The organism is Pseudoalteromonas lipolytica (assembly GCF_900116435.1).
GTDB classification, from domain to species: Bacteria; Pseudomonadota; Gammaproteobacteria; order Enterobacterales; family Alteromonadaceae; genus Pseudoalteromonas; species Pseudoalteromonas lipolytica.
This window is the reverse complement of sequence record NZ_FPAZ01000012.1, coordinates 134,887-145,712: the sequence shown is the minus strand read 5'-3', so window position 1 is coordinate 145,712 and position 10,826 is coordinate 134,887. Positions and strand designations below refer to the sequence as shown.

At 41.7% G+C, this 10,826-nt stretch carries 3 protein-coding genes and 2 tRNA genes; 3 read left to right on the top strand and 2 right to left on the bottom strand.

Translation table 11 applies throughout. The features are described from left to right. The first annotated feature begins 5 nt into the window (after positions 1-5). The 3 genes from BM378_RS13895 (at position 6) to BM378_RS13885 (ending at position 1,490) form a co-directional block, all read left to right on the top strand. A tRNA-Lys gene (locus BM378_RS13895) sits at positions 6-81 on the top strand. 130 nt (positions 82-211) lie between these two features. Beyond that, on the top strand, positions 212-1,252 hold the full coding sequence (nadA, locus tag BM378_RS13890) for a quinolinate synthase NadA (RefSeq protein ID WP_036967789.1): 1,041 nt from the start codon (positions 212-214) through the stop codon (positions 1,250-1,252). Positions 1,253-1,402: 150 nt separating this feature from the next. Continuing rightward, positions 1,403-1,490 (top strand) — tRNA-Ser (locus BM378_RS13885). Positions 1,491-1,583: 93 nt separating this feature from the next. Here BM378_RS13885 and BM378_RS13880 read toward each other — a convergent pair. Continuing rightward, positions 1,584-7,751, bottom strand: a complete 6,168-nt coding sequence (locus tag BM378_RS13880; protein ID WP_074989416.1) for a pectate lyase family protein — start codon at positions 7,749-7,751, stop codon at positions 1,584-1,586. 80 nt (positions 7,752-7,831) lie between these two features. Next, positions 7,832-10,789, bottom strand: a complete 2,958-nt coding sequence (locus BM378_RS13875) for a TonB-dependent receptor (RefSeq protein ID WP_074989415.1) — start codon at positions 10,787-10,789, stop codon at positions 7,832-7,834. Positions 10,790-10,826: the final 37 nt, after the last annotated feature.

Sequence of the window (10,826 nt, the reverse complement as noted above, 5' to 3'; positions counted from 1 at the left end):
AGAGCGGGTCATTAGCTCAGTTGGTAGAGCAGTGGACTTTTAATCCATTGGTCGATGGTTCAAGTCCATCATGACCCACCACGCTTAATTTATCTTTTTTATCTAAGTTATCCCTTAATTATCTTTAACAGCACTCAGCAATACTGTTCTTTAGCGTTATATTCTCGTATAATTCGCGCCATGAATGCACTGTGGACTAAGTGGTCGAGAAATGAGTCTAGCTGAACAAATTATGCCTGAGGATTATATCTTTCCTCCAAAGCCAGCGCCGTTATCAAAAGATGAGCAAGCTGAGTACAAAGCACGTATTAAACAATTACTAATAGACAAGAATGCAGTTCTTGTTGCCCATTACTATACGGATCCTGAAATTCAAGCACTTGCTGAAGAAACAGGCGGCTGTGTGGCCGACTCGTTAGAGATGGCACGTTTTGGTGCTAAACACGATGCGGATATTATTGTTGTCGCCGGCGTGCGTTTTATGGGCGAAACAGCAAAAATCTTAACGCCAAACAAAACAGTCGTAATGCCAACTTTGGCTGCGACTTGTTCATTAGACGTAGGGTGCCCAATTGAAGAGTTTTCTGCGTTTTGTGATCAGCACCCAGATCGTAAAGTAGTGGTGTACGCTAACACCTCTACGGCGGTAAAAGCACGCGCCGATTGGATTGTTACCTCATCATGTGCGCTTGAAATCGTTGAGCACTTAGATGAGCAAGGCGAAAAAATCATTTGGGGTCCAGACAAGCACCTAGGTTCTTATATTCAAAAGAATACCGGTGCCGATATGATTATGTGGAATGGCGCGTGTATCGTTCATGACGAGTTTAAAACCAAAGCGTTAAAGGACATGAAAGCCCTACACCCAGATGCAGCGGTGTTAGTACACCCAGAGTCACCTGCTGAGATTGTTGCCCTTGCTGATGCTGTTGGTTCAACAAGCCAACTAATTAAAGCTGCGCAAACCATGGACAACAAAAAGTTCATCGTGGCGACTGACCGCGGTATTTTTTATAAAATGCAGCAGTTATGCCCAGAGAAAGAATTCTTTGAAGCACCTACAGCCGGTGAAGGCGCAACATGTAAAAGCTGTGCACATTGCCCGTGGATGGCTATGAACGGCTTAAAAGCGATTGAAGAAGCCCTAACAGACCCACAAGGCAAAGAAGTGTTTGTTGATATGGACTTACGCGAAGGCGCGTTAAAATCGCTTAATCGCATGTTAGAGTTCTCTGCGACACTACAACGCTAAGAATTGTTGGGATAGAAATGAAAGGCAAGGTGTACATACCTTGCCTTTTTTGTTTGTTTACTAGCCACTTAAGTTCGCTATTTTAAAAACCCCTTGCGTATGTAGGGTTGTTTTCATACTATAACGCCGCGTTAATCAGTTAACGCTTTAGGTGACGTGTCCGAGTGGCTGAAGGAGCACGCCTGGAAAGTGTGTATACGGCAACGTATCGAGAGTTCGAATCTCTCCGTCACCGCCATTTCTTCATATATACTTGTCTATTTTTATCAAATTTTCTTTATAAAAAAATAAACCCCGCAATTGCGAGGTTTATAGTGTAATGCGAAATGCACTATTGAATGCTTATTTCATCCAATGTGATAGTCGCTTCACTTTCCGTTCTTATGGTGATGAATGAAGTGCTGGTTGCAACGAGTCCATCCACAGTATAAGTTTGGCCTGCTGTTAAGTCAGACAGCGGCACAGAATAAAACTTAGACGCAGTGCCATGAATTGAATTGCTACTACCCGAAGTATTGTTATCGACATAAATTTGAAAGTTTTTGGCTGTGTTTCCAGCTACCGCTGCAACTTTGAACGTTACTTGGTAGTTGTTTGATAAATCAAGCAAGCCTGTTGTTTCGATGTCATTTCCTGTCGTACTGGTACTTGGGGTTGTGTTAGCAATGCTAATTCTAGCGCCAGTCATTGTTAACTGTCCGCCTGCGACGTCAACATTACCTGTTACACGGTAGAACAGCGCTTGTTCGTTACCCGCAGATCCTGAAATATCACGATAGCTGTTACTAAAAAACTCATCAGTATTAGCAGCAGAGAAGTTTTCAGTAAAGGGCAATCCAAGTGGTTCTTGAATAGGAGGCTCCGTTGGAGACTGAATATCAGGAATGTTTAAATCACTTTGATCCAGCTTACCAACACCTGCATGAGCAAGTACATGTGCTTTAACATCCATTACAGGCGTAAGCGTATATTCATAAGGTGCTTTATATGAGCTGGTTGGCGTCATGCCGTTTTCAGTCACTTCTGCTCGTACATCCCCATCTGCCGCATCACTCCATGTAATGCCTTCGCCTAGATAATTACCTGATGTGTTCCAATAACCAATCTGTGCTGAATAAAAAGAAACCACAGGGTTCTTGGTATTTTCAAAGTAATTATTCTCTATGTGTAGCTCAGCTCCCATGCGTGAATTAATTGCACTTGAAGTGATATTGTTATAGTAGTTATTGAAAATATGACCATTACCGAACCTAAATAAAGGGACCCGAGAGACAATATTTTCAAAGCGGTTGTGATGGAAGGTGATATGACGGTTTTTATTACTGCTGTCGTCATTGTCACTATGGCCATGTAATGAAGTTTTCCAACTATCATGTATATAGTTGTAAGAAATGGTAATGTTCTCAGCACCCGACTTAGAGTCAATTAAGCCATCATAATAGTCTTGATCCACGGAGAGCGAAGAATACAACTCATTATGGTCAATCCAAATGTTTGCTGTTGTTTCGTTTTCATCACCTTCAATTGAAATTCCGTCTTTACCACCAGTGAGTACTTCATGAATTTTTAAGTTTTGGATGATAATGTTGTTAGCGCGGCGAATAGCAATGCCAATCCCATTAAACTCACCTCTATCAGCCACACCGATAATTGAGACATTATTCATATCTTTAATTTCAATAGATTTATTATCACCGCCACTGTTAGCATCTGTGATTACACCATCAACATAGATAGTAATAGCGGATGCTGAAGACTTCGCTTGTGCTAGGGCTGCTTTTAATGAAGCCCCATTATCAACAGTAACAACAGTACCGCCTTCACCTCCGGTGATATTATAGTTATACCCTGCAAACCCTCGACTAGGATTGATTGGCGCAATGCTGACAGGCTCATCCGGTAGTTGAGGAATAGCAAGTGGTTTTGGACTCCATCCTTGACCGTCGTTATAATCTGCAAAAATGTTTTCGCGGTCTAGCAGCTCGCTGACTTCTGAATCTGAAAGAATATAGCCACCTTCGCGTTCAGATAAATCAAGTGGATTACCGTCTAAATCCATACTGCCATATTCGCGCCAACCACTGGTTGCTGTGGCAACGCTAGGGTTAGGAGCAGGTTGATTATTTACACCTTGAACAGCCCAGCCAATTTTAGCGATATGTGTATCAAACCTATTGTTTATTAAGGTTATATTATCAAAGTATGTATCGCTGCCTCCACTTCTTGCAATGTATGTTGAGTTATCTAAAACATCATTGCCAATGGGGCCAGGACCGTGTGTGAATCGACTATTCAAGAAAATAAAACCAGGGTCTGTTTCTACAGGTACACGCGCTTGTAAAACATAGCCACCCGCTGAGTCAGTTAAAGGATCACCGTCTTTTGAATCACCGATTGTACGGATCTCTGAACTCTCGAATAACGCCGTTGTTGGGTAACCCCAAATAAAATCAACATTCCCTGCAACAAGCGTGTTGTAGAACCATGAGTATCCTTTTAACAGGAGGGTATCTTGTTCACTTTTAAAGCGGGCATTGTTCGCAACTAGGCGGTACGGGCTATTGAAATAAATAGTTTCTGCTTGGTTTGAATCCACTTTATTACGAATATGCGTATTTTTAAGGGTGAGATTATTAAGGGTCAGCATGTCGACACCTTCTACTAAAAACACACTTCTACCTCCGTTAGGTGTTCCTGTGCTAATAGGTGCACTGCCACCCGTGCCGCCATTCATAGACTCGTAATTCTCATATTGAATAACGGTGTTTTCTTGGCTTTCACCTTGAATAGTGAGGTTGTTTTTATCGCGTAAAAATAACAGTTCGTTATAGATGCCGTCTTTTATGGAGACAGTGGTGTGCTCATCTTTGCCCAAGTACTGCATAGCAAAATTAAGTGCACCTTGCACAGTTCTAAAGTCTGCCGCACCTTCATCATCAACGAGCAGCTGATTACCTGCAGGCATGCTTACTTTAGTGACAAAGTCCCATTGACTGTTATCACCTAGGCCACTAAATTCTTGACCATTTAACATTGCACCAACCACGACATCATCACCAATTACAACACGGTATGTATGTCCATACTCAAGGGTATTATTGCGTGGTTTAATGGTGAGTGTGTTCCCATTTAGCTGCAGTGGATAGTAGTAAACAGAGCGAACTTTAGCTTGTCCAGCAAAACCAATGTGGTCAATGTTTTTACCAACGGTAAGGGTATCGACTAAACTGTTATCGCTGACTTTATAAATACGTACTTCACCTAAAGCGCCTAAACTTGGTTCATTATCAAATGTAAGGCTAAATTGCGTATCAATAAATTGATTGGCACTGTTTTTTTCAGGAAATAACTTTCCAGTTAAGTCGCCATAGTCAGTTGTTGGCATGACAAAACCTTCAGCCACACTCACCTCTATTGTTCGGGTTATGGTACTATCAGAACCAGAGACGAACGTAATCGTGGCATTACCGGCCGCCATTGGGGTAAGAGTAATTACACTCCCATTGATATCGACACTGACAATTTTGTCATCAGTTGAAGTCACTGTGAATTCATCAATTGTTACCCCATCATTTTTAATGGCGGTGACATTAATTGTTAATGGTTCAGCTGTCGTTGAGGTGTCCCAGTTAGGGTCCTTGTAATCCAGTGTGAGTTGAATGGGTTTGATAGTCGGATCGCCAACTTTTAAGTCATCCAATTCAAATGAACGGTTATTAGTAAATAAACCTATTAGCCCACGTGCGCTGTAATTTGTATCACTCACTGAGCCTAAGTTTTCACCATTTAAGTAAATGGTTAATTGATCATTGATTAATTCAAAACGGGTGGTGTACCAAACACCGTCTTCTGTGCCCCCTTTTTCGCCGAGTAAAATAGGTGTACTTGCCTGAACAGGGCGTGCAATAGAGCCCTCGGTGCTGACAGCAACTTCTACTCGCGTGCTACTAGATGAGTTTTGCACATTTAAACCGCCACCGTACCAGTTTCCTGTATCTTGATAACGGGCCATCATGTACAACTGTTTGTTTGCTGTTGTACTGTTTTGACGAGGACGAATTTTCGCTTCTACAAAATAATTACCTGTTTGTGGGATATTTTGCATTGCTTCGTCTGTGGCTAAAATAAGTTCACCGCCTGCGTTGCCTGCGGTGTATCGCATCATGTTATTACCGTTGATATTTAAAATATCGAATTCACCCATGGCACCGTCTACGTTAGTAGGCGTTGCTAAAATTTTCCAGTTGCTCAAATCACCACTTTCAAAATCATCACAAAAATACAGTTCAGGTGCATCTGAACACTTAAAGATACTTGGGTCTTCAACGTACTCAATGCGTAAATTATTAATCACTACTTTACCGCCTGTCTCGGTACGCAATTGTAAAAAAGAGTTCTTGGTAGCGAGTTTTCCGGGTACGACTAAGGTTTCGCCAACAACTAAGTCATTGATTAACTCGTTGAAGAATCGAGATTCACCACCGTGCATCGATTTAGAGCTACTTGATGTATTGTTGTCGACATAGATTTGGAACTTGTTGTCACCTTCAGGATCGCTAGCACTGACAATATCCATGACGACTTGGTAAGGCCTTGATAAATCAAATACCCCCGTTGAGTTTGTATCATTTTCGCTGGTTTCCACGCCCGCAGTGGTATTACCCAAAGTGAATCGGCCCCCGTCCAGTTCTAAACCGTTTTCGACGACGGTGACGGATCCTCCAGTTTTTGAAAACATCGGAACTTCATTACCTTGACTATCAACTATTTTTTGATAGTCGACAGAAAAAATATCACCAGTAACAGTCGTAAAATCGTTTGTGTAAGGCAGTTCAACAATGGGGATCTCACCTGTCGCAGGTGGATCAATTGGCGGTTCAACAGGTGGCTCAACTTCTGGCACATCTGTCGCAACTGTTTCTATTTTTAGATTATCTATGACAAATAAAGCGGCTGAATCGGTTCTGATTTGAAAGTAAGAGTTTTTAATATCTGCGCTCAGGATACCGCGTGCATCTGGGTGCGTTAATTCAGTTCCTGTATTAACATCTTGCCCAGGTATATAAGTATAAGAGAAGCGTTGTCCGACAGGCAGGTTGGTTTCATCAATCGATTTTCCATAAAACTTTGATGCATCAGCATGCACAGAGTTACTTTGGCTTGTTGTATTGTTATCAACGTATAAAGAAAGAGAGCCTGCACCATTATGGCTAATGACGTCAAAGCTAATAGTGAAGCCTTCGCTTAAATTGTATATTCCCACACCCGTTGTATCGCTTGGCGATGATTCTTTACCTGGCAGGGTATTACCGATTGTGAAACGGTCACCTTCCAAAACAAGCTGACCCAACTCATTGATAATGGCACTGCCGCCAGATTTAAAATAAAGAGGCCCACTTCCTTGCTCATCAGAGAGGCTCTTATAACTGGATGAGAAGAATGTATCAGTGTCGGTATCGAATTCTTCGTTTAACGCAAGACCGGTTTGTTCAGCAAGTTCACTAAGCTTTACCAACTCATTTTGGGCTTGCTGTTCATCAAATGCTAAAATATTGTTGTATGCATCATCGTTGTTATCACAGCTAAGTACTAACGTTGCAAGCTGTGCTGCATCATTTGTAGAGCACACACTAAAGGTATTATTGACAGTGTTGTGCGAGCGAGAAATTAAATAATGCTTACTCGGTGTATCACCTTCACTGGTTGTTAATACTAAAACGCGATTACCAAACTGAAACTCATAGCTGCCAACAAGCGTTTCATTCCCATCGACTAGCTTAGTGAATGACCCCGTGCTTGCTCCTTCTTCACTGGGTGTAAACTGCCACATTTCAATACTCGCTTTTGCCCCTTTTACAACGGGGTTATAAATTGTTCCCGTGAAGTCGGCAGGAGTGAAGGCGAGAGGCTGTGTACTGTTATACTGCTCAAAAATAAAATCTACAAAATGCATAATGGCAGTATCAGCACTCACTAAGCTGGTATTTGCTCCCCCAGCGTTAGCAAGCCATTGATTTACCTTTTCGTCAAAATCGTCACTGGCAAAGAATTCTGCAGGTGTTTGTCCTTGGGCTAATTCCATTACTGCAGCCTGTGCTGCTGCGTCACTAATGGTAATACCGTTACTGGTGTCACCATCCACATCTAACGACTGCAATAAACGCAAACTATTGATTACAGCAGGATGAAATACGGTGTCTGTAGAGAATACGCTCAGTGGAGTGACAACATTGCTGGCCGCGACACTTGGAAATGTCAGCTCACCAATAGAAAATGTGATCGCTTCACCACGGAAATAATCAAATTGGCCATTACTGTCCGTTTTACCGTTTGTCACAGACGGGCTGTTATAGGTCAATCCGGCGACAGGGCTATCTATAAAAACCCCTTGAATAGGGGGAAGTGGCGCCTCTTTTACGTTGACAGAGCTTTCTTCGCCGCAGCCTGCAAGTACGGCTGCAAGCAATAAGCAAGATGGAATTTTAATTGTGCTATTCATACATCCCTCCAAGGATGAACGCGTTTAGCAACACAAACGCGTGTGTTCAGTGATTATTGTTGTTTTAAGTAGTTGAATTATTAGTAGAACTTATAATTCATTCCTAGTTGATATGTCCGACCATAATCTTCTCGTTGATACAAAATCTCGCCGCCAGACTGATCATTACCGGTGAAATAACGAAGGTCTGACTCGTCGGTGATATTGATTGCATCAAAGTAGAATGAAAGGTGTTCGTTGAAGTCGTAAGTCGCTTTTATGTCAAAGGTTAATATGTCATCTTGGTAGATATCAGCCCATGTTTTACATGCTTTAGCATCATTTTTGTCTGCTGAAATAGGGCAAGAGCCTACTTGTTCTAAAATATCGGAACGATAATTACTGATTAGCCTAAGTGACGCTGTTTTATTCTCCCAACCCAGCGCAATATTAGCGGTAATATCTGCTTGGCCTGGTAACGGCATTTTTTCATAGCGTATGGTGTCATCGAGTTTTGACTCACTACTGACGACGGTCATATTACTTTGCCAAAATAAGCCGTTTTCAAAAAACTGGTTATAACTAAGCTCCATACCATACACGGTTGCTTTATCACCGTTTAAGGTGATATCAACTTGATTTATGACTAAGTCTTGTGGAATCGCGAAGTCAGAAACATGATCAACAGGTAATGTAAGAGGTAGCTCATCTAACCCCATTTGAATACCACTGACATCAACAATGAAGTTATCAATATTTTTATAGAAAACAGCTACTTCAACGAATAATTCTTTGGAAGGATACCAACCAAATGAGGCGTCAAAGTTGTCTGATGTCATTGCGACAAGATTTGGGTTACCAACTTGAAGTGCATTGTCGGGCCCCAAAATATAGTTTTGTAATTCTAATGCACTTTGCCCATCGGGTTCGCTATAACATGTATTGGTTGTGGGGTCGCATAAACTGATATCATCATCAAACCGTGCATATCCTCGTGCTTGTTTAAACGAAGGGCGAGTGTAGCTGGTCCATAAAGAGGTTCTAACTAACATCGTTTCATTTGGTTCATAACGAAGATGCATACTAGGGAAGTATTCACTGTAAGTTATTGATGATTCAGGTAACGGAACTGCAATATCTAAGGTATGCTCACCACCAAATGACCAATCGTCATTTTCAAGTGACATAAAACCAGTCGACGAAAACTCGGTATGCGCATAACGCACACCCGTTATTACGCTTACTTTTTCTGATAACTGCAGTTCTGCCATAACATAAGTGGCATACGTGTCCTCGGTGAGTACATAGTCTTCTTTAGTGCTGTCGATTGATAGTTCGCCACCGGTGGCATTTTCACGCGTGATTTTTGTTGAATCAACCATGTACTCAACATCCTGCGCGGACACTAAAGGGTAGGTGAATAAATCACCAGCGGGCACACTATAGTCATAATCGGTAATATTAGAGTTAGCAACAGCGATACAGGTTTCATTACCATCGCAATCATCAGCATTTATCGTGTAACTCCAACGATCTTTATCTCTATAGTGTTCACGTTCGTTATAGGTGCCCCCAAACTTTATAGAATTTAAAAACTGACTATCAAACTCCTTTTGAAAGTTAAGTTTAAAGCTTGTGATTTCGTCTGTGCGGGTGCTGTCTTCCATGAATAGGTTATCGTATTGCATATTAGAAAGATCGCTTAAATCACCGTCGGCCTCACCAGCAAAAACATCATTGTCTGGGTCAAGCTCAAAACCACCAAGAGCCGCAGCTTCAGAAGGCGTTAATACTTTCGCAGTAATAAAATCACGGCCAGCCTTGCCATAAACGATATTTTCTCGTTCGCGGAATTGCACACGACGATCACCCACTGATTCATCGTCTGTTTTAGAGTAAGCATATTCATAATCTACGCGCCACGACTCAGCAAAGTAGTTTTCACCACCAAAGCTATAGTTGGTGGTTACAGTTTCACCTTCTTGAATAAAATACTGGTTGTAAACATCAATATCTGAAAGTGCAAACTCCTTAGTTTGTGGGTTAACATAAATAACTTCGTCTTCTTGATCGCCATTATAAAAGTTATAAAATTCACGTTGAGCGATATCGTCGTCGGTGTATTTTGAATAATTACCACGAATATAGTAAAAGCTGTCTTCATTTGGTTTGAATTCGACATTAAGTGTGGCATTGGTACGTTTACGATCCGCTATTTCGCGACGGTTTTCGAGCTGTGCAGGGATTAAAATTTCTTCTGCATTTGCTAATTCTGTTTCAGAGAGACCAATACCCCCTTTTAAAAAGTTCATATCACGAGAGCTGTGATGACGTACTTCATCGACTTGTGTTTGTCTGTCTTCATAGCTGGCCGCAAAGCCAATACCAACTTTGTCATCAAATAACAACTGTGTACCATCAATACTAAACTTCGGTGAATGTGCCTCTCTCATTTCATTGTAAGAATCTTGAAGTTTTATTTTCAGTGTATTGTCACCACGGTCATAAGCCGAAATAGCTTTCACGTTTACTGCGCCACCGATTGAGTTTAAGTTCATATCAGGTGTGAGCGTTTTAAACACCTCAATTGCACCAAGAGAGTCACCCGTTATGCCATCAAGGCCGACTTTTCGGTCATCACCTGCACCAGAAAGTTCCGCGCCATTCATATTTACCGACACAAATTTGGGACCAAGACCACGTACAGCTACATATTTACCTTCGCCTTCGCTTCTTTCTAAGGTGACACCGGGAACACGACGTAGAGACTCAGCGACATTTTGGTCAACTAAGTTACCTAAATCATCTGTAGCAATCACAGAGCTAAATGCTTTGCTTTCACGTTCCATTGCTCGGGCTTTTAAATCAGCCTGATAAATGCCTGTTACAGCGATGATCTCCATGTCATCATCTTCATCTTGGGCTTTCTTTATCGCTGTTTTTTCATTACTACTAGACGCTGTTTGCGGTACGGGTTTGGTTGTCTGTGCGTCTTGTGCATAGACGGGCAGGGCAACCAAAAGTGCTGCTGCAATACCGCTGAGTTTTATCGTTTTCATTGTTGTTCCTTTTTAAAAGGCTTTTATTGTGTTCTAT